This is a genomic window from Agromyces sp. H17E-10 (genome assembly GCF_022919715.1).
In the GTDB taxonomy this organism is placed as follows: Bacteria; Actinomycetota; Actinomycetes; order Actinomycetales; family Microbacteriaceae; genus Agromyces.
This window is the reverse complement of record NZ_CP095042.1, coordinates 2,189,661-2,213,530: the sequence shown is the minus strand read 5'-3', so window position 1 is coordinate 2,213,530 and position 23,870 is coordinate 2,189,661. Positions and strand designations below refer to the sequence as shown.

The following is a 23,870-nucleotide window of genomic DNA, read 5'->3' as shown; positions in this document are numbered from 1 at the left end:
CTCGCCCTCCTCGTGCCCGGCTCACCAGTTGCGGCCGAAGCGGTAGTTGTGCACCCAGCGGTTGTAGATGCTGTTCATGCCGAGCGGCCCGGTGCCGCTGAAGCTCGACATCCAGTCGGTGTTGTGGGCCAGGATCCGGTCGGGTCCCTTCCGCGTGAGCGGTCCGATCACGATCGCCTGCGAGAGACCCGTGGTGACCCGGATCCGATGCCGCTCGGGCACGCGTTCGAACCGGTCGACCGACCCCAGCCGCCATTCCCCCACCCAGTCCTCGCGGAAGTCGGCCGACAGGTTCGAGCCGTTCGAGATCATGCGGCCGGCGTAGTCGTGCGACCAGTCGTCCATGTTCCAGGCGAACAGGTCGACCTTGCCGTCGCCCGTGAGGTCGGCCGGCATGAAGCGGTCGTGGCTGCGCATGCCGCCCCAGCCGGGTACGTCGCCGTCGAACATGCGCACGAACGCGAAGTCGCTCCCGGTCGACCGGAACATCGCGAGGTACGGCTTCGCCCAGTCCGATCCGTTGAAGAGGTAGAGGTCCTCCTTGCCGTCGCCGTCGAAGTCGCCGACGAAGAACCGGTCGTGCTCCGCGAAGCCGCCCCAGCCGGGGATGTCGTCCTCCCACATCCGGATGCACCGGAACGACCCGCGCTGGTTGCGGAACAGCCCGAGGTACTCGCTCGACCAGTCGCGCGAGTTCCAGATGAGCAGGTCGTCCTGGCTCGTGCCGCGCGCGTTCACGACCATGATCTCGTCGTGGCGGGCGAGCCCGCCCCAACCGGGGATGTCGCCGTCGTAGCGGCGCGATTGGAAGAAGCCCGACCCGGTGGAGATGAGCGTCGCGACGTACGGCATCGACCAGTCGTCGAAGTTCACGACGAGCAGGTCGTCGCGACCGTCGCCGTCGAAGTCGCCGACGAGGAAGTCGTCGTTCCGTGCGAAGCCGCCCCAGCCGGGGATGTCGCCGTCGTACCGCGCGAGCACCCGCATCCGCCCGTCGGTGTCGACCTTGATGAGCGCGAGATAGGGGAACACCCAGTCGGTCGAGTTGTAGACGACGAGCTCGTCTCGGCCGTCGCCGTCGAAGTCGCCGGCCCAGTACCGGTCGCCAGGCCGGATCTCCCACGACCCGGGCACGACCGCGGCCGTCGTGCGCTTGTGCGTCCACCGTGGGCCGTCGGCGCGGTAGACGGTCAGGGCCCGGTCCTCGACGCCGATGAACTCGGACCCGAGGCTCGAGCTGAACCGCCCCGGCACCATGCGCGAGAAGCTGTGCTTCGCAGGGCCGTGGTAGGTGTCCTTGAGCTCGGTATAGCAGACCGGGCAGAAGTCGGGCGTGTTGCTGTTCATCCGGCAGTCGATGACCGGGCGGAAGATGCCACGCTCGAACGTCGCGCCGCCCTCGAAGGTGCCTGCGTCCGAGGTGTCGTCCCAGCCGGTCGGCTTCGTGCCCGAGGTCCACCCCGCCGCGTTGCCCGTTCCCGTCGGGATGGGCGTCGTGCCCGCGACGAATTGCTTCCACTTCAGCTTCGAGCGCGTTCGCTCGATCGTGACGTTCACCCGCGCCGGTTCGCCCGACGAGTAGGCGCCCTTGCCGGTCGCGCTGTACTCGTCCTCGAGGTCGCCGAAGCCGTGCCCCATCTCGTGGGCGATCACGTCCCAGCCCTCCTGGGTGGTGACCTTCAGGACCGACCCCGTGCGAAGGCCGCCCGGCAGCGTCGAGTTGACGATGATGAGCGTGAAGTCCGCGCCCGGCGCCCACTTCGCGAGGGCGTCGTCGATGCGCTTCTTGGTGTTCGCGCCGTTCTCGAACCAGCCGTGCCACCACTCCCCGTTCGAGATGATGCCGAGCGCGGTGTCGAAGATCATCTCCGTCGAGGTGTCGTCCGCAGTGTTCGACGGCGTGCCGTTGAGGTTCCAGGTGCGCGTGCTCGCGCCCGAGTGCACCGATTCGAGGTTCACCCGGCGGATGTTCCAGGCCGCGGCGTCCTCGTTGTAGTACCCGTCGCCGAACACCTGCTTCATCACGACGTCGCGCACGTAGGTGTCGTAGGTCGTCTGATCGGCGCCCGCTGCGAACCCCTCGCCGAGGATCGCGAGGGTCTTCCCGCCCGATCCGACGTCCTGCAGGACCGTGACACTGTCGGCCATGATCGTCCGCCTTTCACGATGCGCCGTGGAGTCCGCGGCGGCTCTCCGAGTTGACGTGATGATCCTGAGGGATACTCAGTACGGCGACATCGGGGCAGGCCCTGAGATGCGGCATCCATGCATCGGAATGGACTCGGACGGCCCGACGTTGGCCCTGACATGCAACGCTTCGGAACGCTCTCGTTCGGTCACTACGGCCCGCTCGGCGGCGGCCGCGAACTGTCGGCCGCCGACTCGATGCTGCAGGCGATCGACCTCGCCCAGGGCATGGACGAGCTCGGCGTCAACGGCGTCTACTTCCGGGTTCACCACTTCGCGCGCCAGCAGGCGTCGCCGATGACGCTGCTCGCCGCGATCGCGGCGCGCACAGAGGGCATCGAGATGGGCACCGGCGTCGTCGACATGCGGTACGAGAACCCGCTGCACCTCGCCGAGGATGCCGCAGCCGTCGACCTCATCTCCGGCGGGCGCCTCGCGCTCGGCGTGAGCCGGGGATCACCCGAAACCGTCGTACGCGGTTACGAGACGTTCGGCTACACCGGCTCCGAGGATCCGCGCGGCGCCGACCTCGCGCGCGACCACTTCGCCCGGTTCCTGCAGGCGATCGAGGGCGAGGGGCTCGCCGAGCCCGACCGTTCGTCGCCGTTCGCCGGTCCCGTGACCGGCACGGGCGGCCTGCAACGCATCGAGCCGCATTCGCCGGGGCTCCGCTCGCGCATCTGGTGGGGCGCCGGCAACCGCGACTCGGCCGAGTGGGCGGGCCGCGTGGGCGTCAACCTGATGTCGTCGACCCTGCTCACCGAAGACCGCGGCATCCCGTTCGACGAGCTCCAGGCGCAGCAGCTCGAGGCGTTCCGCGCCGCTTGGCGCGAGGCCGGCCACGAAGGCGAGCCGCGCACCTCGGTGAGCCGCTCGATCTTCCCGATCACGACCGCCGAGGACGAGCTCTACTTCGGCGGCCGGCAGGACGGCGACGGCGTCGGCTACATCGACGGCCTGCGCTCGACGTTCGGCAAGACGTACGCCGGCACGCCCGACAAGCTCGTCGAGCAGCTGCAGCGCGATGCCGCGATCCAGTCGGCCGACACGCTCATGCTCACGATCCCGAGCCAGCTCGGCGTCGAGTTCAACCTGCGCCTCGTCGCGGCGTTCGCCGAGCACGTCGCCCCGTCCCTCGGCTGGCGGCCGACGACCGCCGGCTGAGTTCAGTCGTCGACGTCGATCGAGACGACGCTCGTGCGGACCACACCGGTCGGCGTCGGCACCTCGTAGCGCACGGGCATGCCCGGATGCTCGAGCGCGAACCAGAATCGCGCGACTCCCGGGTGCTCGGGCTCGTGCCGCACCTCGTAGCGCAGGCACTCGACCCGACCGAACGCGAGGTCGAGCACCTCCGTCTCCCGCGTCGTGTGCTCGGCCGGGAAGGCCGCGTGCTCCTGCAGCTCGAGCCAGGTCACCCGCTCGCTCGTCACCGGCCCGTCGACGCCGCCGTCGACTCCGAGCCGCCACTGCGAGAGTGTGGCGCCCTCGTCGTCGAGGTCGGTGAACCGGTTGACGCGCTCGAAGCTCGTGCCGTCGGGCAGGTCGACCACGAGCCGGATGGTCTTGCCCGTCCCGCTCGCAGCGCGGATCTCGTCGGCCGTGAACGGCGTCGGCAGCAGGCCCGGCCCGAGGAGGTGGGGATCGTCCGGGGCCTCGTCGCCCGCGTCGGCGGTCGCGGCATCGTCGTCGCTCATGGCGCAAGTCTGCGACATCCACCGTCATGTTGGAACCTTCCCGGCCGATTCCATGCGTTCTCATACGTTCGTACGACATGCTCGAAGTCCGACGACCCCTCGCCTCGACCTGGAGCCGCATGCAGAAGCGCACGAAGATCATCACCGCCTCGATCGTCGCCGGAGCCCTCGTGCTCGGTGCGACCGCCGCGATCGCCGGGCCGATCGTGTACCGCGACCTCATCGTCGGCGAGGCCGACGCGGCCCCTCGCGTCACCGCCTCCCCGTCGGCTTCGAGCGATCCGGATGCCGCTGTCCCGACCGATCTCAGCGGCGAGTGGGTCGTGGCCGACGGCTCGTTCGCGGGCTACCGCGTCGACGAGGTGCTCAACGGCACCGACGTCACGGTGACCGGCCGCACCGATGAGGTCGACGGAACCCTCACGGTCGACGCGCTCACGCTGCGGAGCGCGGAGTTCACCGTCGACGTCGCGTCGATCGAGACCGACTCGGCGAACCGCGACGACTACTTCCGCACGACGGCGCTGCGCACCGACGAGTTCCCGACGGCGACGTTCGTGCTCACCGAGCCGATCTCGGTCGCCGAGGCACCGTCGGTCGGCGACGTGCACCAGGTCACCGCGACCGGCGAGCTCACGCTCGCGGGAGTCACGAAGCCCGTGACCGTCGAACTCGAGGCGGTGCTCGACGGCACGACCGGCCAGGTCGCCGGCAGCATCCCGATCACGTTCGCCGACTACGGGGTGGAGGCACCGAATCTCGGCTTCGTCTCGGTCGAGCCCGACGGGTTCGTCGAGTTCTCGCTCGCGCTCGAGCGCGGCTGATCCGCTCCGCTGCGCGGAGCCGACCCGTCGATCACGCCCCCCGGGGCGCCCGCTCGAGGCAGTCGCCGAGGATGCGCGCCGCCTCCGCGAACCGTGCGGGGTCCTCGCCTGCGTAGTTGAGTCGCACGTACGGCGCCGTCGGCTCAGCCGGGAACCACTCGCGCCCCGGAGCGATGACGAGCCCGTTCGTCGCGGTCTCGGCGGCGAGATGATCGACGTCGACGCCGTCGGGCAGGCGCACCCAGAGGTTCAGCCCACCGGCGGGGACGCCCGCGACGTGCGCGGCGGGCGCGAACTCGCGCAGGCTCTGCACGAGCAGGTCGCGACGCTGACGCAACTGCTCGCGAAGGCGATGGAGGTGCGTCGTCCAGCCCGGCTGCGTCACGACGTCGAGCGCGGCGGCCTGCAGCACTCCGCTCACGTACATGGCCTCCGCCGCCCGGTCGGCGAGGATGCGTTCGCGCGCCGGCCCGCGCGCGATGACGGCTCCGACCCGCAGCGCCGGCGAGACGCTCTTCGTGAGCGAGCGCACGCGGATCACGTGGCCGTCGTCGTCGAGAGCGGCGAGCGGCCGGGCGTCGGCGTCGATGCCGAGGTCGTGCGCCCAGTCGTCCTCGATGAGGAATGCGCCGTGCCGGCGCACGATCTCGAGCACGGCACGGCCCGTCTCCGCCGGCCAGCTCGCCCCGGTCGGGTTCGCGAAGCTCGGCTGCGCGTAGAAGGCGCGTGCCCCCGTCCGGGCAAACGCCCGCTCGATCTCGTCGGGGTCGGGACCGGCCTCGCCCGTCGACACCGGCACGAGCTCGACGCCGGCCTGATCTGCGGCGAGCATGGCGCCCCAGTAGCTCGGCGACTCGATGAGCAGCGGCCGACCCGGCCCGACGAGCGCCCGGAAGATCGAGCTGAGTGCGCTCTGGCTGCCGGCCGTGACCACGACGTCTCGTGCCGACGCCGTCGCGATCCCGGCCGGCGTCGCCGATGCGAGCTCGCTCGCGAACCACGCCCGCAGCTCGGGCAGGCCGGCGGCCGGCGAACGGGTAACGATCGCGTCGGTGCGTGCAGCGCGCACGAGTGCCTGTCGAACCGCACGCTCGGGCAGGAGCTCGGGGGACGGATACCCCGAGTGGAGCGTGATCGCGTCGGGTGAGTGCGGCCGTTGCATCGACGGCAAGCCGGCCAACCGCGAGGCCGGCACGCCCAGGGCCCCCGCCTGCCAGCCGTAGTCGGCCGGTCGCAGCGTGCGCGTCGCCAGCACGAAGGTGCCCACCCCGGCCGGCTCTCGACGAGACCGAGCGCGCCGAGCCGGCGCATCGCCTTCTGCACCGTCACCGGACTCGCACCGTACTCGGCGGTCAGCTCGCGGTTCGAGGGCACCCTGGCGCCGGGCGGCACCGTCGCCATCCAGGCGCGAAGGCCGGCCACGATGCGCTCGGTGCTACTCTGACTCATGACAGGACAGAGTAGCGTTATCCCCGGCCGCGCGGCAATGCTATCCGGCCGCGCCGGACTCTGGTGGGGACTGCTCGGCGTCACGGCGTTCTCGTTCACCCTGCCGTTCACCCGGGTCGCGGTCGGCGGGCTCTCGCCCCTCTTCATCGGCTCGGCGCGAGCCGTCGTCGCTGCCGCGCTGGCCGCCGCCGTGCTCACGATCGCGCGTCAACGCATGCCGTCGACGCTGCAGTGGGCCCGGCTCGCGATCGTCGCCGGCGGCGTCGTGATCGGATTCCCGATGCTGAGCTCCTTCGCCCTCACCACGGCGCCGGCCAGCCATGCGGCCGTGGTGGTCGGGCTGCTCCCGGCGGCGACCGCAGTCATGGCGGTGATCCGCGGCGGAGAGCGGCCCGCCCGGTCGTTCTGGGTCTTCGCCCTGCTCGGCGCTGCCGCGGCGATCGTCTTCGCCTCCGTGCAGCACGGCGGAACGGGCGCCCTGCAGTGGTCGGACCTGCTGCTCTTCGGCGCAGTCGTGGCGGCTGCGGTCGGCTACGCCGAGGGCGGTCTCCTCGCACGCGAGCTCGGCTCGTGGCAGACGGTGTCGTGGGCGCTCATTGTCGCAGCCCCGCTGATGCTCGTCCTCACGATCGTCTCAGTGGCGCAGCAACCGCCGACGGCGACGCCCGTCGAGTGGCTCGCATTCGCCTACCTCGCGGTCGTCAGCATGTTCCTCGGGTTCTTCGCGTGGTACCGCGGCCTGGCGATCGGCCCGATGGCCCAGGTCAGCCAGGTGCAGCTCGTGCAGCCCGTCATGAACATCGCCTGGGCCGCGCTCCTGCTCGGGGAGCCGGTCGGCTGGGCGACGCTGCTCGGCGGTGTCGCCGTCGTCGCGTGTGCCGGCCTCGCGGTACGCACACGTCTCGTTTCGCGATAGCGCTACGCGTTGATCGCAGGCTCGAGCGAGCCGCGTGATCACCGGCTCTTCGAGCGACGCGTTAAACCAAGAAGAGCCGCCAGCATCTCTGCTGGCGGCTCTTCTCGAAATGATGTCCGGCGGTGTCCTACTCTCCCACAGGGTCCCCCCTGCAGTACCATCGGCGCTGCGAGTCTTAGCTTCCGGGTTCGGAATGTGTCCGGGCGTTTCCCTCGCGCTATGGCCGCCGAAACTCTAGAACCAAACGGTGCACCCTGTGGGGGTGGGTTTGGTGGTCTCGGTGCACACACCCTGGTGGGGGTGTGTGTCTGTGTTGAGTTGTTGTGTTTCCGTCTGTTGGGAACCACAGAGTGGACGCGAGTCATCAGGGCCACGCACACGGCCTTTACTTGAATGAGTTCAAATCGTGTGGGTGTAGTGATTATCAAGTTGTCGGCTTATTAGTACCGGTCAGCTCCGACAGTCGTTAGTCCTGTCTTCCACATCCGGCCTATCAACCCAGTCGTCTGGCTGGGAGCCTCTCCCCCCGAGGGGGATGGAAATCTCATCTTGAGGCCGGCTTCCCGCTTAGATGCTTTCAGCGGTTATCCATTCCGAACGTAGCTAACCAGCGGTGCTCCTGGCGGAACAACTGGCACACCAGAGGTTCGTCCAACCCGGTCCTCTCGTACTAGGGTCAGATCCTCTCAAATTTCCTGCGCGCGCAGAGGATAGGGACCGAACTGTCTCACGACGTTCTAAACCCAGCTCGCGTACCGCTTTAATGGGCGAACAGCCCAACCCTTGGGACCTACTCCAGCCCCAGGATGCGACGAGCCGACATCGAGGTGCCAAACCATGCCGTCGATATGGACTCTTGGGCAAGATCAGCCTGTTATCCCCGAGGTACCTTTTATCCGTTGAGCGACAGCGCTTCCACAAGCCACTGCCGGATCACTAGTCCCGACTTTCGTCCCTGCTCGACCTGTCAGTCTCACAGTCAAGCTCCCTTGTGCACTTACACTCGCCACCTGATTGCCAACCAGGTTGAGGGAACCTTTGGGCGCCTCCGTTACTTTTTGGGAGGCAACCGCCCCAGTTAAACTACCCACCAGGCACTGTCCCTGAACCGGATCACGGTTCGAAGTTAGATATCCAGAGTGACCAGAGTGGTATTTCAACAACGACTCCACCGACACTAGCGTGCCAGCTTCACAGTCTCCCACCTATCCTACACAAGCCACACCGAACACCAATACCAAGCTGTAGTAAAGGTCACGGGGTCTTTCCGTCCTTCTGCGCGTAACGAGCATCTTTACTCGTACTGCAATTTCGCCGAGTTCGCGGTTGAGACAGCTGGGAAGTCGTTACGCCATTCGTGCAGGTCGGAACTTACCCGACAAGGAATTTCGCTACCTTAGGATGGTTATAGTTACCACCGCCGTTTACTGGGGCTTAAATTCTCAGCTTCGCCTTGCGGCTAACCGGTCCTCTTAACCTTCCAGCACCGGGCAGGCGTCAGTCCGTATACATCGTCTTGCGACTTGGCACGGACCTGTGTTTTTAGTAAACAGTCGCTTCCCACTGGTCTCTGCGGCCCTGCAGCGCTTCCCGGAGCAAGTCCGTTCACGCCTCAGGCCCCCCTTCTCCCGAAGTTACGGGGGCATTTTGCCGAGTTCCTTAACCACGATTCTCTCGATCTCCTTAGTATTCTCTACCTGACCACCTGAGTCGGTTTGGGGTACGGGCGGCTAGAACCTCGCGTCGATGCTTTTCTCGGCAGCATAGGATCACCCACTTTTCATCCGCATCACGTCTCAGCCATGATGAACCGCGGATTTGCCTACGGTTCGGCCTACACGCTTGCCCCGGGTCAACCATCGCCCGGGCTGGGCTACCTTCCTGCGTCACACCTGTTAATACGCTCACTCCACCAGATGGGGTCGCATGCCGCCTCACGATCGTCCCCGAAGGGATCCACGTGTCTTGGGATGCTTAGCACTCCTGATTTCATGTGGGCGGTTCTTCGCCGGTACGGGAATATCAACCCGTTGTCCATCGACTACGCCTGTCGGCCTCGCCTTAGGTCCCGACTTACCCAGGGCAGATTAGCTTGACCCTGGAACCCTTGGTCTTCCGGAGGACGGGTTTCTCACCCGTCTTTCGCTACTCATGCCTGCATTCTCACTCGTGTGCCGTCCACGGCTGGTTTCCACCGCCGCTTCACCCGGCACACGACGCTCTCCTACCCATCAACACGGCTGGACCACGAAGGCCTACCACAAATGTCAATGCCACAACTTCGGTGGCGTGCTTGAGCCCCGTTACATTGTCGGCGCGGAATCACTTGACCAGTGAGCTATTACGCACTCTTTCAAGGGTGGCTGCTTCTAAGCCAACCTCCTGGTTGTCTGTGCAACTCCACATCCTTTCCCACTTAGCACGCGCTTAGGGACCTTAGTTGGTGGTCTGGGTTGTTTCCCTCTCGACGATGAAGCTTATCCCCCACCGTCTCACTGCTGCGCTCTCACTTACCGGCATTCGGAGTTTGGCTGACGTCAGTAACCTGTTGAGGCCCATCGGCCATCCAGTAGCTCTACCTCCGGCAAGAAACACGCAACGCTGCACCTAAATGCATTTCGGAGAGAACCAGCTATCACGAAGTTTGATTGGCCTTTCACCCCTATCCACAGCTCATCCCCTCCATTTTCAACTGAAGTGGGTTCGGTCCTCCACGACGTCTTACCGTCGCTTCAACCTGGCCATGGATAGATCACTTCGCTTCGGGTCTAGGACCTGCGACTGAATCGCCCTATTCAGACTCGCTTTCGCTACGGCTACCCCACACGGGTTAACCTCGCCACAGATCACTAACTCGCAGGCTCATTCTTCAAAAGGCACGCTGTCACCCCAACAAGGAGGCTCCAACGGTTTGTAAGCAAACGGTTTCAGGTACTATTTCACTCCCCTCCCGGGGTACTTTTCACCTTTCCCTCACGGTACTTGTCCGCTATCGGTCATCTGGGAGTATTTAGGCTTATCAGGTGGTCCTGACAGATTCACACGGGATTTCTCGGGCCCCGTGCTACTTGGGATACCTCTCCGGGCCGCCAGGCATTTCGACTACGGGACTCACACCCACTCCGGTCCGGCTTTCAATCCGGTTCGTCTATACCTGACGCGTCACCGTGACTGCACGGCAGTACAGTCCGAAAGGTCCCACAACCCCGACCATGCAACCCCTGCCGGGTATCACACATGACCGGTTTAGCCTCTTCCGCTTTCGCTCGCCACTACTCACGGAATCACGGTTGTTTTCTCTTCCTGTGGGTACTGAGATGTTTCACTTCCCCACGTTCCCTCTACCCGCCCTATATATTCAGGCGGGAGTCACCAGGTCACCCAAAGGGCCTGGCGGGGTTTCCCCATTCGGAAATCCTCGGATCACAGCTCGTTTATCAGCTCCCCGAGGCTTATCGCAGATTACGACGTCCTTCTTCGGCTCCAGATGCCAAGGCATCCACCGTTTGCTCTTAGAAACTTGAAATCACATGAGTTGAATCGATCGCGCACCCCGAAAGGTGCGAGATTGACCAATGATTAGTCACACACACCCCCGAAGAGGCATGTGATCGAAATCTTTGTGATCCAGGACCAAAGTCCTGAATCTAAGATGCTCGCGTCCACTATGTAGTTCTCAACAGACGGCCAGAACCCCCACCCCACCAGCAACCGCCGGCTTCATGAAGGCCTGAAGGGAAACCATTCCCAACCAAATGCTCACAAAGAGCACAGGCCATGTCCGGTCCCTCAGGACCCAACAGCGTGCACGCACCCAAACCCCCGACCCCAGTCGTTCCAACCACACAAGTGCGGCGTACTGAACCAGAACCATCAGCCCGGATGCCTATGTCAATGTTCCACCCATGAGCAACCAGCAAGACACATTCGGTCTTGATCTGGTGCACTGCGAAAGCCCGAAGACTTCCGAGTTGCTCCTTAGAAAGGAGGTGATCCAGCCGCACCTTCCGGTACGGCTACCTTGTTACGACTTAGTCCTAATCACCGATCCCACCTTCGACGGCTCCCTCCACAAGGGTTAGGCCACCGGCTTCGGGTGTTACCGACTTTCATGACTTGACGGGCGGTGTGTACAAGGCCCGGGAACGTATTCACCGCAGCGTTGCTGATCTGCGATTACTAGCGACTCCGACTTCATGAGGTCGAGTTGCAGACCTCAATCCGAACTGAGACCGGCTTTTTGGGATTCGCTCCGCCTTACGACATCGCAGCCCTTTGTACCGGCCATTGTAGCATGCGTGAAGCCCAAGACATAAGGGGCATGATGATTTGACGTCATCCCCACCTTCCTCCGAGTTGACCCCGGCAGTCTCACATGAGTTCCCACCATTACGTGCTGGCAACATGCGACGAGGGTTGCGCTCGTTGCGGGACTTAACCCAACATCTCACGACACGAGCTGACGACAACCATGCACCACCTGTTCACGAGTGTCCAAAGAGTTGACCATTTCTGGCCCGTTCTCGTGTATGTCAAGCCTTGGTAAGGTTCTTCGCGTTGCATCGAATTAATCCGCATGCTCCGCCGCTTGTGCGGGCCCCCGTCAATTCCTTTGAGTTTTAGCCTTGCGGCCGTACTCCCCAGGCGGGGCGCTTAATGCGTTAGCTACGACACGGAAACCGTGGAAAGGTCCCCACATCTAGCGCCCAACGTTTACGGCGTGGACTACCAGGGTATCTAATCCTGTTCGCTCCCCACGCTTTCGCTCCTCAGCGTCAGTAAGTGCCCAGAGACCTGCCTTCGCCATCGGTGTTCCTCCTGATATCTGCGCATTCCACCGCTACACCAGGAATTCCAGTCTCCCCTACACCACTCAAGTCTGCCCGTACCCACTGCAGGCCCGAGGTTGAGCCTCGGGATTTCACAGCAGACGCGACAAACCGCCTACGAGCTCTTTACGCCCAATAATTCCGGACAACGCTCGGACCCTACGTATTACCGCGGCTGCTGGCACGTAGTTAGCCGGTCCTTTTTCTGCAAGTACCGTCAAGGCCGAAGCCCCTTCTTCCTTACTAAAAGCGGTTTACAACCCGAAGGCCGTCATCCCGCACGCGGCGTTGCTGCATCAGGCTTGCGCCCATTGTGCAATATTCCCCACTGCTGCCTCCCGTAGGAGTCTGGGCCGTGTCTCAGTCCCAGTGTGGCCGGTCACCCTCTCAGGCCGGCTACCCGTCGACGCCTTGGTGAGCCATTACCTCACCAACAAGCTGATAGGCCGCGAGTCCATCCCAGACCGAAAAACTTTCCACCCCACACCATGCGGTGCAAGGTCCTATCCGGTATTAGCTCCGATTTCTCGGGGTTATCCCAGAGTCCAGGGCAGGTTACTCACGTGTTACTCACCCGTTCGCCACTAATCCCCAAAAGCAAGCTTCTGGTTCATCGTTCGACTTGCATGTGTTAAGCACGCCGCCAGCGTTCGTCCTGAGCCAGGATCAAACTCTCCAAAAAAAAATGGTTCCCAACACCCAAAGGCATCAGGGAGTTCAAATCACTGACAGAGAAACAACTGACTTCAAAAAATCAAATTGTCCATCAATCAAAGGAATCCGTCCCCCACCAAAAGGCGAGGTCGGGGTTCAATAAATTGGCATTGAACATAGTGCACGCTGTTGAGTTCTCAAGGAACGGACGCACCCGAGTTTCAGTCTCTTCGACCTGCCCTCAGGGCAACCTGTCTAACATACCACCTCTTCGCCGGCCTCCGATACGCGATCGGATCACATGCGAGATCGCCATCAGCCAGAAGCTGTGACATCAGTCGAGGTGGAGTTTCATCTTAGGCTTGAAATCACCGAGTCGCAATACTGCGCCTTCGAGGTTATTTGGCTAAGATCATCGTCTTCGCGGCCGGTCAGCTTCTCGCTTTCCGCTCCGCCGTGGCGACAAGAAAGAATCTACGCGGCCGACCCGCCAAGCGACAAATCGGCCGTGCATCCCGGGCGTGTCGCGCGGTCCTGCGGGCGATCCGCCGCGCGGCTCAGCCGGCCCGTCACGGCCTGCATCGCCTCGCGTGCCGGCGGGTCGACGCATCCGCAGCCGGCCCGGCTCAGCCCACCCGGATCCCGCCGGAGCGCTTCCCACGGCACGCACGAGAACGGCGCCCCTCCGATCCGGAGGGACGCCGTCGAGCGCAGCGGGTCGCGTCAGCCGACGCCCTCGAGCGCATCGGTCTCGGTGTTGCCGATGTTCGCGATCACCTCGGGGCGTCGCTTGGCGAGATGCAGGTACCAGGCGATCGCCGCGATCATCGTGACGAGGAACAGGTACGGGATCACGTTGAGCGGCCACGCCGGCACCGGCCACACGTTCGCGAAGAACACGTAGGCCATGGCCCCGACCGACACGACGGCGCAGAACCACACGAGTCCGTTGCGCATGTTCTCGCGACGCGTGTACGCGACGCAGGCGATGGCGACGAGCGCGTACGCGACCATGTACCCGTAGGTGCCGTAGGTGTCGACCCACACGACGATGTCCATCGGGTTCACTCCGAGCGCCAGCAGCACGAGGTCGAGCGCGATCGCCGCGGGTCCGGCGATGAGCAGCACGCGGTGCGGCGTGAGATGCGTCTCGTGCGTGCGGCCGAACCGCTCGGCGACGACGCCCTCCTTGCCCATCACGTAGACGATGCGGCCGACGACGTTGAGCGGGGCCACGACGACGGCGAAGAACGAGGCGCCGACGCCGAACGTCAGGATCGGGGCGAACCACGTCGGCATGCCGATCTTCGTCGCGATGGCCTCGAGCGGGCTCGCGACGGTCGCGAGGTCCTCGCCGAGGAGGGCGATCTGGGTGTACGCGGAGAACACGTAGAGGATGCCGACGGTCACGGCGCTCCACATGATGGCTCGCGGGATCGCGGTGTAGGGGTTCTTCGCCTCCCGGCCGAGGGCATCGGCCGACGAGAAGCCGACGAAGCCCAGGATGCCGAGCACCATGCCCGCCGCGACGCCCTGGAACGGAACGCCGTCGAGCGAGAACTGCGCCGGGTCCCAGGCGGCCGGGCCGGCCCAGACGAGCGCAAGGATGAGCAGGATCAGGATGATCGTCACCGAGACGAGCTCGAGCACGAGCGAGACGCGTGCCGACAGGCGGATGCCGCGGATCGTGAAGAGCGTGGCGAGGCCGCCGAGGACCACGGCGAGCGCCATCGACCAGCCCACGCCCTCGGCCGGGATGCCGATGAGCACGAGGAACTGGTTCATGTACGAGACCGCGCCGCCGAGCGAGCCGGCCGCGATGCCCCAGCAGCCGACGAGCAACGCGATGCCCGCGAGGTAGGCACCGAACGGACCGAGGCCCTTCGCGACGTAGGTGTAGAGCGAGCCGGCCGAGGCGTGCCGCTTCGCGAACACCGCGACGCAGTAGCCGACCGCGAGGATCACGAGCGTCGCGAGCACGAACGAGAGCATCGTGCCGTTGCCGGCGCCGATGTAGATGCCGGCGGCGGTGAACGCGATGACCGCGCTCGGGGCGATGTTGGCGATGGCCTGGGCCGCGAGCTCGGGCCCGCTCATGACGCCGCGGCGGAGCCCGGCGTCGACGGGTGCCGACGCGGGGACGTCGGTCTGGGTGGGGGCTGACATGGGCAACTCTCCAATGAGTCGGGTGGTGCGATCGGGCGGATGGGGTGGGCGGAGTTACGGGATGAGCAGGGTGCGCAGCGCCTCGCCGGACTCGAGGTCGTCGAACGCCTCGGCGGCCTCGGCGAGCGGCCGGCGCGCCGAGATCAGCGGGTCGAGCTTCAGCTGGCCGTCCATGTAGCGGTCGACGAGCGCGGGGATGTCGATCGAGGGGCGCACCGAGCCGTAGTTCGAGCCGAGGATCCGCTGGTCGGCCTCGGCGAGCACGAGGGGCTCGAACGACGCCTTGGCACCCGTCGGCGGCAGGCCGACGATGACGGCGGCGCCGCCGAGCCCGAGCATGCGGATCGCCTGCTCGGTCGTCACGGTGCGACCGATCGCGTCGAAGGCGTAGTCGACGCCGTCGGGGATGAGTTCCATGAGCTGTTCGACCGCGTCGCCCTGCGAGGCGTCGATGCGGTCGGTGGCGCCGAACTGCAGGGCGAGCTGGGTCTTCTCGGGCAGTACGTCGATCGCGACGATGCGCTCCGCGCCGGCGAGCTTCGCACCCTGCACGACGTTGAGGCCGACGCCGCCGCAGCCGATCACGGCGACCGTCGAACCGGGCTCGACGGCGGCGGTGTTGAGCACGGCTCCGACGCCGGTCGCGACGGCGCAGCCGACGACCGCGATGACGTCGAGCGGGGCGTCGTCGCGCACCTTCACGGCGCCCGAGGCGGGCACGATCACCTCTTCGGCGAACGACGAGACGCCGAGGTAGTGGTGCAGCGACTCGTCGCCGGACGACAGGCGCGAGGTGCCGTCGAACAGCACGCCCTTCGGGGCGACGACCGTCGCGACCTTCTGGCAGCGCGCTTCGTGACCCGAGCGGCAGTACCGGCACTCGCCGCACGGCGGCACCCAGCTGAGCACGACGTGGTCGCCGACGGCGAGCGACGTGACGCCCTCGCCGAGCTCGACGACGACGCCCGAGCCCTCGTGGCCCATGACGAGCGGCGCCGGTGCATCCCACTCACCGCGCTTCACGTGCAGGTCGGAGTGGCAGACCCCGGCCGCGGCGATCTTCACCCGCACCTCGCCGGCCTTCGGCGCGGCCAGGTCGACGTCGGCGACCTCGATCGGCGTCTCCGGCTGACGGAAGACGATGGCTTTCATGGATGCTCCTTCGGATCGTTCACCCGGACGGGAACTCGTGCCCGGGCATGCCGATGGTAGGCAGTCGGCGCCGGCCACGTCATTGCGAAGAAGTGTGAAGCAGCATCCACTCACTGGACATTTCGTACAATCCTGAGGTGGCCCGCCGACTCGACTCCATCGCCCTGCACCTCGGGGCCGACCTCGTGCCGGGCCGGTTCGACGGTTCCGTGCCGGTGGATTCCGCAGTGCCGCTCGCCGACTTCGCCGTCGTGGGCCACCCGGCGTTCGCGACCCTCGTCGTCGGGGCTCCGGACGAGCTCTCGGCGGCCGTGGGCGCCGGTGACGACCGCGCCGCGGAGCTCGCGGCCTCGGTGCTCGTGACCGCGCACGACTCGGTCGAGCTTCGGGCGGCACTGGCCGCCGCCGGCGCCACGGCGCTCGTCGGCGCGACCCCCTCACCCGAGGCGCTGCTTCCGGTGCTCGTCGCCCTGCTGGCCTCCGATCAGGCCGCCGAGGACCGCCTCGTGACGACCGGCACGAAGGTGCTCACCCAGGTCGCCCGCCGAGGCGGCGCGAAGGCCGTGATCGCCGAGCTCGCGCACCGCGTCGACGGCTGGGCGGTGCTCGTCGACGTGCACGGCCAGGTGATCACGACGGCCGGCGCCGGCGGACTGCACGTGCAGGACGCGATCGCGGTCGCGTTCAACCGGCCGGTGCGGGTGCGCCACCCCGGACTGCAGGTGCACCCGGTCGGCCCCGGCGAAGACCTCACGGCCCACCTCGTGATCGCGTCGCGCGAGGGGTCGACGAGCCGCAGCCGCGATCTCGCCTCCCAGGCGGCGGCACTCCTCGACCTCGTGCTGCGCACGCACGACCACTCCGGCACCGAGCGACTCGGCCGTGCGGTCATGGTCGACACGCTGCTCGCCGGCGGCGGCGAGGCGACCGACCTGCTGCGCCGCTGGGGCGTGCGGGAGCGCAGTCTGACCGCCTTCGCCCTGTCGAGCCGGTCGAAGGCGGTCGACCTCGAACGCCTCGTCACGCGCTGGCTCGACGAGCTCGGCGCCGTGCACGTCGTGACCGAGGCGCACGAGCGCGTGCTGGGGTTCCTGCGCGACGACCAGGTCGACGCGTTCGCCCGTCGCGTCGAGGAGTTCGCGATCGACGGCCGGTCGGTGCTGCGACTCGGCCTCGGCTCGGCGGCGGCGACCGACGCGCTCGCCCGCAGTGCGGGCCAGGCACGGCAGGCGCACGAGGCCGCCGTGGCCGACGGGCGCACGGTCGTGCGATACCGGTCGCTGCCGACGGTCGCCTACGTGCTCGAGCAGCTCGACGGCGACACGACGTCGCGCATCGGCGAACTGCTCGATCCGCTGCGCGATGCCGACGGCGGGCACGGCGAGCTCACCCGCACGCTGCGGGCCTACCTCGCCGAGCACGGCGCGCTCGGCGCCACCGCTGCAGTGCTCGGCGTGCACCGGCAGACGCTCGCGTCGCGCCTCCTCCGCATCGAGGAGCTCACGGGGCTCTCGATGTCGAGCCCCGACGACCGTACCGCCGCCTGGCTCGCGGTGCGCGCGCTCGAGCGCTGACACCGGTTCGCCGATGTGTCGGACCGCTCAACGCCCGTCGAGCACTCGCCTCACGAACTCCGCGGCCGCAGCCGGGTCATCGAGCCACGGCAGGTGGCCGCCGTCGATCATCTGCAGCTCCGACCCGGCGATCAGTGAGGTCAACCGCCGGGCCGCGCGCTCGCCCCCGAATGTGTCGTCTCGCCCCCAGAAGAAGTGCATCGGCACGTCGGCGACGGCGAGCTGATCAGGTCTGAGCGCATCGCGGGGTCGGATCCGCCCGAAGAGTCGCTGATCGTTCGCCCGCGTCGGCGTCAACGTCATGAGCGCCGTGTACCAGCGCAGGAACGAGGCGAGGGCGGGGCGCGACATCGCGTCCCGGTCGTGGCCCATCACGGTGAAGTTGCGCAGGCTCGAGTCCGCCGTCCAGGTGCTGAGCCGCCGCAGCACCGCGTTCAGCCCGGGGATCATCGACGGCACGAACGACGGCGGCACCCGCGACCCGGGCGACGGTGCCGGGCATCCGAAGTGCAGGTAGCGCGGCACGACGCCGGGATGCGAGAGTTCGTGGGCGAGCGAGAGGAAGGAGCCGAACGAGTTCGCGACGACGGCGATCGGCGGAGCGGGCAGGGCGGCGAGCACATCGGCGAGCAGCGCTGCCCCGTGCTCGCGCACGCTCATGCGGGCTTGCGCGGACTCGCTCAGCCCGCAGCCGGGCCGCTCGATCAGCACGCAGCGGAACCCGGTGAGCCGGCCGACGAGCGGGGCCCAGCACGACGCGGCGCTCGGTCCGCCGTGCAGGAACAGCAGTGTCGCCCCCTCGCCGAACTCGAACAGCCGCACCCGGGACCGGAGCGTCGGCAGCTCGATCAGCTGCGTGCCGGGCTCGCGCCCCGCGTGATCGACCCAGAGGCGACGTTCCGCCTCGAGGAAGCGTTCACCCGCCCGCTGCCCTGATGCTGCCGAGGTGGTCATGTCGACTCCGTCCCGATGCGCTCGGGCCCTGGCCCGTGCAGTCAGGGTACTGCGCGGACGATACCCGCCATCGGTTTTCCGATGCCCCGGCGGGATGCCGCGGCGCGAGACTCGCGGGGTCGAAAGGAACCCCATGACCCGCATCCTCATGATCGTCACCGCCGCCGACGCGATTGAGCTCGCCGACGGCACCGTGCACCCCACCGGCTTCTGGGCCGAGGAGCTCGTGGTCGCCCACCGCGCGCTCGCCGCGGCGGGCGCCGAGATCACCCTCGCGACCCCGGGCGGTGCACCCGCCCCGGTCGATCCCGGCTCGCTGACGGTCGAGCTCGTCGGCGACGCCGCGAAGGCCGACGAGTTCCGCGCCTACCTCGAGACGATCGCGGCGGAGCTCGCGTCGCCGACGGCGATCGCCGGACTCGACGCGACGGCCTTCGACGCCATCGTGCTGCCGGGAGGTCACGGCCCGATGGTCGACCTCGCGTCCGACCCGGGCGTGGGTGCCGCACTCGTCGCCGCCGACACGGCCGACGTGCTCATCGCCCCCTTCTGCCACGGTCCGGCCGCGCTGCTCAGCGCGACCGGCGACGACGGCGGCTTCGCCTTCGCGGGCCGGGCACTCACGGTGTTCACCGACGAGGAGGAGCGCACCGGCGGCCTCGGCACGGGCACGCCATGGTTCGTCGCGACGACCCTCGCCGAGCGCGGCGCGCGCGTCGAGGGCGGCGCTCCGTGGTCGAGCCACGTCGTGCGCGACGGCAACCTCATCACGGGCCAGAACCCGCAGTCGAGCGCGGCCGTCGCCTCGGCCCTGCTGGCGGCGCTCGGCGAGCGCGGCCTGCACTCCGCGGCGTGAGCCGCCGGCCGCTGCGGGCGGGGGTCAGCGCGGCGCCGCGATCTCGTGCAACGCTGCCGCCACCGCCCGGAGCGGTCCGCGCCGTTCGAGCTCGCCCGCGCGCGTCACGACGTACAGGGTGTTGAGCGGGGCGAACTCGGGCTCGTGCAGCACGACGAGCTCGCCCGCGTCCAATTCGCGCCGCACGAGGTAGGACGGCAGCACCGACATGCCGGCCCCCGCGACGAGCGCCGCCCGGATCGCCCGCAGGTCGGGCATCACGGCCGCCACGACGAGATGGTCGGGCCGCCGCCCGAAGACCGAGCGCCAGTACCGCCGCACGATCGGCAGCTCGTCGCCGTAGCCGATCACCGGCACGGCGTCGAGCGCGGCCTCGTCGAGCCGCCCCGCCGCCACGAGGGTCGGGGCCCCGACGAGCACGAACTCCTCGTCGACGAGCGGGGCTGCACTGAGCCCCCGCTGCGCGGGCCGCACCGAACTCACCACGAGGTCGAGCCCGCCGGCGCGCAACTCGTCGAGCAGCGGCTCGGCCAGTCCGAAGCGCATCCGTACGCGGATCGACGAGGCGTCTGCGAGCCGGGCGATCCCGGGAGCGACGACCTCGCCCAGGTATTCGGCCGCGCCGCCGAGCTCGATCGTCACCGCCTCGCCCGCGATCGTCGGCGCGAGCACGTCGTCGAGGGCATCGAGATGCGCGGCGATGCGCCTACCGAGCGCGAGCGCGCGCGGCGTCGCGACGACCCCGCTCGGCGAGCGCTCGAAGAGCGTGGCCCCGAGCTGCTGCTCGAGCGCCTGCACGTGGGCGCTCGCCGTCGCCTGCGAGATGCCGACGAGGCGCGCGCCCTCGCTCACCGACCCCGCCCGCAGCACGGTGAGGAAGGTCCGCAGATGCTCGAGATCGTGGGCCGCCATCGGCGCGATTCTGCCACAGGGAAGAACCGCGGACCCCACTCGGTTGTCGAGAGGAGACGACCGTGAAGGAGCATCCATGCCACTCGAGGGCGAGTACGCACCCGGCAGCGCCGACTGGGCCCGCAAGCAGGCCGAGCGGTTCGAGGCGTCCGACGGCGCATCGGCCAACACCCTGCGGGGGCGGCCGATCATCGTGCTGACGACGCGCGGTGCGAAGACCGGCAAGTTGCGCAAGACGGCGCTCATGCGCGTCGAGCACGACGGCGAGTACGCGGTCGTCGCCTCGAAGGGCGGCTCGCCCGAGCAGCCGCAGTGGTACTGGAACCTGAAGGCGCACCCCGAGGTCGAGCTGCAGGACGGCGACCGGAAGCACGACTACGTCGCCCGCGAGCTCGAGGGCGACGAGCGCGAAGCGTGGTGGGCGCGGGCGAACGAGACCTGGCCCGACTACGCGAACTACCAGACGAAGACCGACCGCCTGATCCCGGTCTTCGTGCTCACGCGCGTCGCGCTCTGACGCACCGCGTCACAGGCCGCGCATCGTGAAGGTCGCGGCGAGCAGCCCGCGCAACGGCGGCACGCCCAGCAGGCGTATGGCCGCGTTGCGAACGGCGAGCGGGATGCCCCATGCCGGAGCCCCCATCGCCATGTTGAACGCCGCCCGGCGGCAGGCCCGGAGCGCGGCGCGCCGACGGCGCCGGCCGTACCGGGCGAACGGACCCCGGGCGAACCGGCGGCGCCGGCCGCCCGGTGGACGGGCGAGGTCGCGCTCGATCGCGTCGGCGAGCGCGAGCGCGTCGAGCCAGCCGAGGTTCATGCCCTGGCCGCCGATGGGGCTGACCTCGTGGGCCGCGTCGCCGGCGAGCGCGACCCGTCCATGGGCGAACCGCGTCGCGACGTGCTGCGCCGCCGTGAAGGAGCTCGGGGCGCCCACCGTCTCGAAGCGCCGCCCGGTGCGCCCGGCGACGAGCGCCGCGAACGCCGTCGCATCCGGATCGCCGCCGTCGTGCCACGCGACGACCCGACGGTGCCCGCCCGGCAGGGGGAACGACTCGACCACGCCGTCGGGTTCGAACCGGAGCACGGCGGTCTCGTCGTCGTCGGTGACCTCGCCGCCGCCGCTGACGTCGGCCATCACGTAGCGGGCGCGACCCGGTCTCGGCGTCCATCCGATGCCGAGCAGGCGCCTCGTCGGGCTTCGCACGCCGTCGGCGGCGACCGCCAGGCGCGCGCGCACGATCTCGGAGCCGACCTCTGCCGTCGTCTCGGTTCGAACCTCGACCCCGCCGTGCACACCCCGCAGCCCCGCCGCCGCGACGCCCCGACGCAGTGCACCCGGCGCGAGCTGCTCGAGCCGGTCGACGAGCAGCGCCTCGATGCGATGCTGCGGCAGCGATCGGATGGGCTCGGTGAACCGCATCCGCCCGAGCACCCGGCCCCGGCAGGTCACCCGCCCGGTGCCGATCGGCGCCGACTCCGCCCGCACGGCCGCCCCCACGCCGACCCGGTCGAGCACGCCAAGGCCCGGCGTGTGCACGCCGAACGCCCGCGACCTGGTGGAGGCGGCCGTCGCCCGTTCGAGCACCGTCACCCCGATGCCGCGCATCGCGAGGAGGCAGGCGAGCGCGAGTCCGACCGGGCCTGCCCCGATCACGACGACGTCGACGGCAGCGGGGCTCGGCTCACGCACGCGGCCGGCCCGCGGCATCCGCCTGCCAGATCACCTCGAGCCGCGACGGGGCTGCACGGCGGACGCGCCACCCCGGCGGCAGCACGCCCGCGAGCTCGGCGGCGGTGTGGCTGCGCCGGATCGACGCGAGCCCGTCGACGCGGATGAACGAGTCGCGCAGCAGGTTCGACCTGAACGGCAGCGTGCCCGCCGCGAACGCGGCGTAGGCGAAACGGCTGCGCTCGATGTCGCCGTGCACGACGGTGCCGCCGAACTCGGCCAGCCGCTCCGAGTCGGCCAGGAGGGCCCCGAACTCGCGGCCGTCGAGGTGGTGCAGCATGTGGTTCGACACGACGAGGTCGAAGTGCCGGTCGTCGTCGGCCAGTTCGCTCGTGGTCGCCCCGAGCAGCTCGAGACCGTCGACGGGGTCGTGCTCGACAGCGGCCTGCGCCGCGGCGAGCGCGCGAGGGTCGGGGTCGATCGCCGTGATCTCGAGCCGCATCCCCTCCGCCGTCGCGCGTCGGAGCCATCGCCGGGGCAGGTCGGCGGCCCCCGTGCCGACGTCGAGCAGGCGGGTCGTCCACACCGGCGAGAGTCGCGGCCGGATCCAGTCGCGGTACACGGCGCCCGCACCCGAGACGACCGAGTTCACGAGGCGGAACTGCTCGAAGGTGCGCGACAGCATCTCGGGGTCGCACGCGGGATCGTCCATCACCTCGCGCACGGCCTCGTCACGCGAGCCGAGCGACCGCCAGACGCCGCCGCCCGCGGTCACCGCCGGCACCGGAGCCCCGTGCGCGGGACGCAGGCGATCGACACGGGTCCGCTCACGACCCCGCCACCGTCATGAGCGCCGACTCGACCGTGAGGCCCGGCCCGAACGCCATCGCCGCGACGTGTTCGCCGGCAGCGGCTTGGCCGTCGAGGATGTGCCGCAGCACGAACAGCACGGTCGCGCTCGACATGTTGCCGAAGTCGCGCAGCGTGTCGCGCGCGGGCACGAGCTGCGCCTCGCCCAGCACGAGTCGCGACTCGACCTTGTCGAGGATGCTGCGACCGCCCGGGTGGATCGCCCAATGCTCGATCGCCTGCCCCGAGGCATCCGTCTCGAGGGCCTCGACCAGCGCCGGGTCGTGCGCGAAGAGCGGCTCGAGCGCACCCGTAATGTGCTCGTCGATGAGCGCCGGCACGGCGTTCGAGAGCACCATCTCGAAACCGTGGTCGCCGATCTTCCACGCCATGTCGCCCTCGCCGGTCGGCGTGATGCGGGTCGCGAACCGGTCGAGCACGAGGGCCCGCTCGCCCGGCTCGGCCGGCCGGGCCGTGACGATGGCCGCCCCGGCGCCGTCGGCGAAGAGCGACGAGGCGACGATCGTGTCGGGGTCGTTCGACGAGCGCAGGTGCAGCGTGCACAGTTCGACCGACACGACGAGCACGACGGCCGCCTCGTCGGCCTCGCACAACTGCTTCGCGAGCCGCAGCGCCGGGATCGACGCGTAGCAGCCCATGAAGCCGAGGTGGTAGCGCTCGACGCCCGCGTCGAGGCCGAGCTCCCGCGCGATCATGAAGTCGGGGCCGGGCGCGTAGAAGCCCGTGCAGCTCACCGTGATGATGTGGGTGACGTCGGCCGTCTCGACGCCCGGCGTCGCGTCGATCGCGGCGCGGCCCGCCTCGACGTAGAGCCGGGTGGCCTGCTCGGCGTAGAGCTCGTTGCGGGCCTTCGTGCCCGGCAGCAGCAGCTCGCCCGAGTCGATGTCGAAGAACACCGGGTCGTCGGGGTGCGCATCACGGCTGAGCTCGGCGATCACCGTGTGCCGGGTCTCGATCGCCGAGACGTCGAAGCTCGTGGTGATGATGCGCTGGGCGAGGCGGTTCAGCCCCGGCTGTGCCGCGAACACGTCGCGCACCTCGGGCTGGACGAGCACGGTCGGCGGTACGACGGTCGAGAGTCCCCGCAGTGCGACGGTCATGCCCCATCGTAGGGTCGGCACCCGCCATCGCGGCAAGGGGTGCCGCCGAGCTCTCGGGTGG

15 protein-coding genes, 3 rRNA genes and 1 pseudogene are annotated in these 23,870 nt (G+C 68.2%); 6 read left to right on the top strand and 13 right to left on the bottom strand.

Features of this window, described 5'->3' with window-relative positions; genetic code table 11:
- Positions 1-21: 21 nt before the first annotated feature.
- On the bottom strand, positions 22-2,148 hold the full coding sequence (locus MUN74_RS10025) for a M64 family metallopeptidase (RefSeq protein ID WP_244851919.1): 2,127 nt from the start codon (positions 2,146-2,148) through the stop codon (positions 22-24).
- A 159-nt stretch (positions 2,149-2,307) separates the two neighbouring features.
- Between MUN74_RS10025 and MUN74_RS10020 the strand changes: the two genes are divergently transcribed.
- Positions 2,308-3,351, top strand: a complete 1,044-nt coding sequence (locus tag MUN74_RS10020; RefSeq protein WP_244851918.1) for an LLM class flavin-dependent oxidoreductase — start codon at positions 2,308-2,310, stop codon at positions 3,349-3,351.
- 2 nt (positions 3,352-3,353) lie between these two features.
- Here MUN74_RS10020 and MUN74_RS10015 read toward each other — a convergent pair whose 3' ends face one another.
- Positions 3,354-3,884 (bottom strand): hypothetical protein, encoded by a 531-nt coding sequence (locus tag MUN74_RS10015; protein ID WP_244851917.1) that lies wholly within the window; start codon positions 3,882-3,884, stop codon positions 3,354-3,356.
- A gap of 119 nt (positions 3,885-4,003) precedes the next feature.
- On the opposite strand from MUN74_RS10015, the gene MUN74_RS10010 reads away from it, so the two are divergent.
- Positions 4,004-4,708: a YceI family protein gene (locus tag MUN74_RS10010; RefSeq protein WP_244856415.1), complete on the top strand. Its 705-nt coding sequence runs from the start codon at positions 4,004-4,006 to the stop codon at positions 4,706-4,708.
- Between the two features lie 31 nt (positions 4,709-4,739).
- Here the strand turns inward: MUN74_RS10010 and MUN74_RS10005 are convergent.
- A pseudogene (locus MUN74_RS10005) lies at positions 4,740-6,157 on the bottom strand (aminotransferase-like domain-containing protein).
- A gap of 37 nt (positions 6,158-6,194) precedes the next feature.
- On the opposite strand from MUN74_RS10005, the gene MUN74_RS10000 reads away from it, so the two are divergent.
- Positions 6,195-7,073, top strand: a complete 879-nt coding sequence (locus tag MUN74_RS10000; RefSeq protein WP_244851916.1) for a DMT family transporter — start codon at positions 6,195-6,197, stop codon at positions 7,071-7,073.
- Positions 7,074-7,187: 114 nt separating this feature from the next.
- Here MUN74_RS10000 and rrf read toward each other — a convergent pair.
- The 5 genes from rrf to MUN74_RS09975 all read right to left on the bottom strand — a co-directional run bounded on the left by rrf (position 7,188) and on the right by MUN74_RS09975 (position 15,874).
- A 5S ribosomal RNA gene (gene rrf / locus MUN74_RS09995) occupies positions 7,188-7,304 on the bottom strand.
- A gap of 189 nt (positions 7,305-7,493) precedes the next feature.
- Positions 7,494-10,599 (bottom strand): 23S ribosomal RNA (locus MUN74_RS09990).
- A 456-nt stretch (positions 10,600-11,055) separates the two neighbouring features.
- Positions 11,056-12,584: ribosomal RNA gene (locus tag MUN74_RS09985) — 16S ribosomal RNA — on the bottom strand.
- Together the 16S, 23S and 5S rRNA genes form the textbook arrangement of a ribosomal RNA operon.
- 695 nt (positions 12,585-13,279) lie before the next feature.
- Positions 13,280-14,653, bottom strand: coding sequence for an APC family permease (locus tag MUN74_RS09980; protein ID WP_370647379.1), 1,374 nt, complete (start codon positions 14,651-14,653; stop codon positions 13,280-13,282).
- Positions 14,654-14,776: 123 nt separating this feature from the next.
- Positions 14,777-15,874 (bottom strand): alcohol dehydrogenase catalytic domain-containing protein, encoded by a 1,098-nt coding sequence (locus tag MUN74_RS09975; RefSeq protein ID WP_244851914.1) that lies wholly within the window; start codon positions 15,872-15,874, stop codon positions 14,777-14,779.
- A 137-nt stretch (positions 15,875-16,011) separates the two neighbouring features.
- Here MUN74_RS09975 and MUN74_RS09970 point away from each other — a divergent pair, with 137 nt between their 5' ends.
- A complete protein-coding gene (locus MUN74_RS09970; RefSeq protein ID WP_244851913.1) occupies positions 16,012-17,448 on the top strand; it encodes a PucR family transcriptional regulator in 1,437 nt (478 codons plus the stop codon).
- A gap of 27 nt (positions 17,449-17,475) precedes the next feature.
- On the opposite strand, the gene MUN74_RS09965 is transcribed toward MUN74_RS09970, so the two are convergent.
- Positions 17,476-18,402 (bottom strand): alpha/beta fold hydrolase, encoded by a 927-nt coding sequence (locus tag MUN74_RS09965; protein WP_244851912.1) that lies wholly within the window; start codon positions 18,400-18,402, stop codon positions 17,476-17,478.
- A 133-nt stretch (positions 18,403-18,535) separates the two neighbouring features.
- On the opposite strand from MUN74_RS09965, the gene MUN74_RS09960 reads away from it, so the two are divergent.
- A complete protein-coding gene (locus MUN74_RS09960; protein ID WP_244851911.1) occupies positions 18,536-19,258 on the top strand; it encodes a type 1 glutamine amidotransferase domain-containing protein in 723 nt (240 codons plus the stop codon).
- Between the two features lie 24 nt (positions 19,259-19,282).
- Here MUN74_RS09960 and MUN74_RS09955 read toward each other — a convergent pair whose 3' ends face one another.
- Positions 19,283-20,170, bottom strand: coding sequence for a LysR family transcriptional regulator (locus tag MUN74_RS09955; RefSeq protein WP_244851910.1), 888 nt, complete (start codon positions 20,168-20,170; stop codon positions 19,283-19,285).
- Positions 20,171-20,246: 76 nt separating this feature from the next.
- On the opposite strand from MUN74_RS09955, the gene MUN74_RS09950 reads away from it, so the two are divergent.
- Positions 20,247-20,687 carry a nitroreductase family deazaflavin-dependent oxidoreductase gene (locus MUN74_RS09950; RefSeq protein WP_244851909.1) on the top strand — a complete coding sequence of 147 codons (441 nt, stop codon included), beginning with the start codon at positions 20,247-20,249 and terminating at the stop codon, positions 20,685-20,687.
- 9 nt (positions 20,688-20,696) lie between these two features.
- On the opposite strand, the gene MUN74_RS09945 is transcribed toward MUN74_RS09950, so the two are convergent.
- The 3 genes from MUN74_RS09945 to MUN74_RS09935 are packed head-to-tail and all read right to left on the bottom strand — an operon-like array spanning position 20,697 to position 23,809.
- Positions 20,697-21,860: an FAD-dependent oxidoreductase gene (locus MUN74_RS09945; protein WP_244851908.1), complete on the bottom strand. Its 1,164-nt coding sequence runs from the start codon at positions 21,858-21,860 to the stop codon at positions 20,697-20,699.
- Complete coding sequence (locus MUN74_RS09940) at positions 21,853-22,623, bottom strand: methyltransferase domain-containing protein (protein ID WP_244851907.1); 771 nt, start codon at positions 22,621-22,623, stop codon at positions 21,853-21,855. Before MUN74_RS09940 ends, MUN74_RS09945 begins: the two co-directional genes overlap by 8 nt.
- A 43-nt stretch (positions 22,624-22,666) precedes the next feature.
- A complete protein-coding gene (locus MUN74_RS09935) occupies positions 22,667-23,809 on the bottom strand; it encodes a type III polyketide synthase (RefSeq protein WP_244851906.1) in 1,143 nt (380 codons plus the stop codon).
- Between the last annotated feature and the right edge of the window lie 61 nt (positions 23,810-23,870).

Bases quoted from the DNA above. Each gene is read 5' to 3' on its own strand.
- MUN74_RS09955 (WP_244851910.1), bottom strand. From the start codon at position 20,170: ATGGCGGCCCACGATCTCGAGCATCTGCGGACCTTCCTCACCGTGCTG.
- MUN74_RS09975 (WP_244851914.1), bottom strand. From the start codon at position 15,874: ATGAAAGCCATCGTCTTCCGTCAGCCGGAGACGCCGATCGAGGTCGCC.
- MUN74_RS09965 (WP_244851912.1), bottom strand. From the start codon at position 18,402: ATGACCACCTCGGCAGCATCAGGGCAGCGGGCGGGTGAACGCTTCCTC.
- MUN74_RS09950 (WP_244851909.1), top strand. From the start codon at position 20,247: ATGCCACTCGAGGGCGAGTACGCACCCGGCAGCGCCGACTGGGCCCGC.
- MUN74_RS10025 (WP_244851919.1), bottom strand. From the start codon at position 2,148: ATGGCCGACAGTGTCACGGTCCTGCAGGACGTCGGATCGGGCGGGAAG.
- MUN74_RS09960 (WP_244851911.1), top strand. From the start codon at position 18,536: ATGACCCGCATCCTCATGATCGTCACCGCCGCCGACGCGATTGAGCTC.
- MUN74_RS09935 (WP_244851906.1), bottom strand. From the start codon at position 23,809: ATGACCGTCGCACTGCGGGGACTCTCGACCGTCGTACCGCCGACCGTG.
- MUN74_RS10015 (WP_244851917.1), bottom strand. From the start codon at position 3,884: ATGAGCGACGACGATGCCGCGACCGCCGACGCGGGCGACGAGGCCCCG.
- MUN74_RS09980 (WP_370647379.1), bottom strand. From the start codon at position 14,653: ATGAGCGGGCCCGAGCTCGCGGCCCAGGCCATCGCCAACATCGCCCCG.
- MUN74_RS10000 (WP_244851916.1), top strand. From the start codon at position 6,195: ATGCTATCCGGCCGCGCCGGACTCTGGTGGGGACTGCTCGGCGTCACG.
- MUN74_RS10010 (WP_244856415.1), top strand. From the start codon at position 4,004: ATGCAGAAGCGCACGAAGATCATCACCGCCTCGATCGTCGCCGGAGCC.
- MUN74_RS10020 (WP_244851918.1), top strand. From the start codon at position 2,308: ATGCAACGCTTCGGAACGCTCTCGTTCGGTCACTACGGCCCGCTCGGC.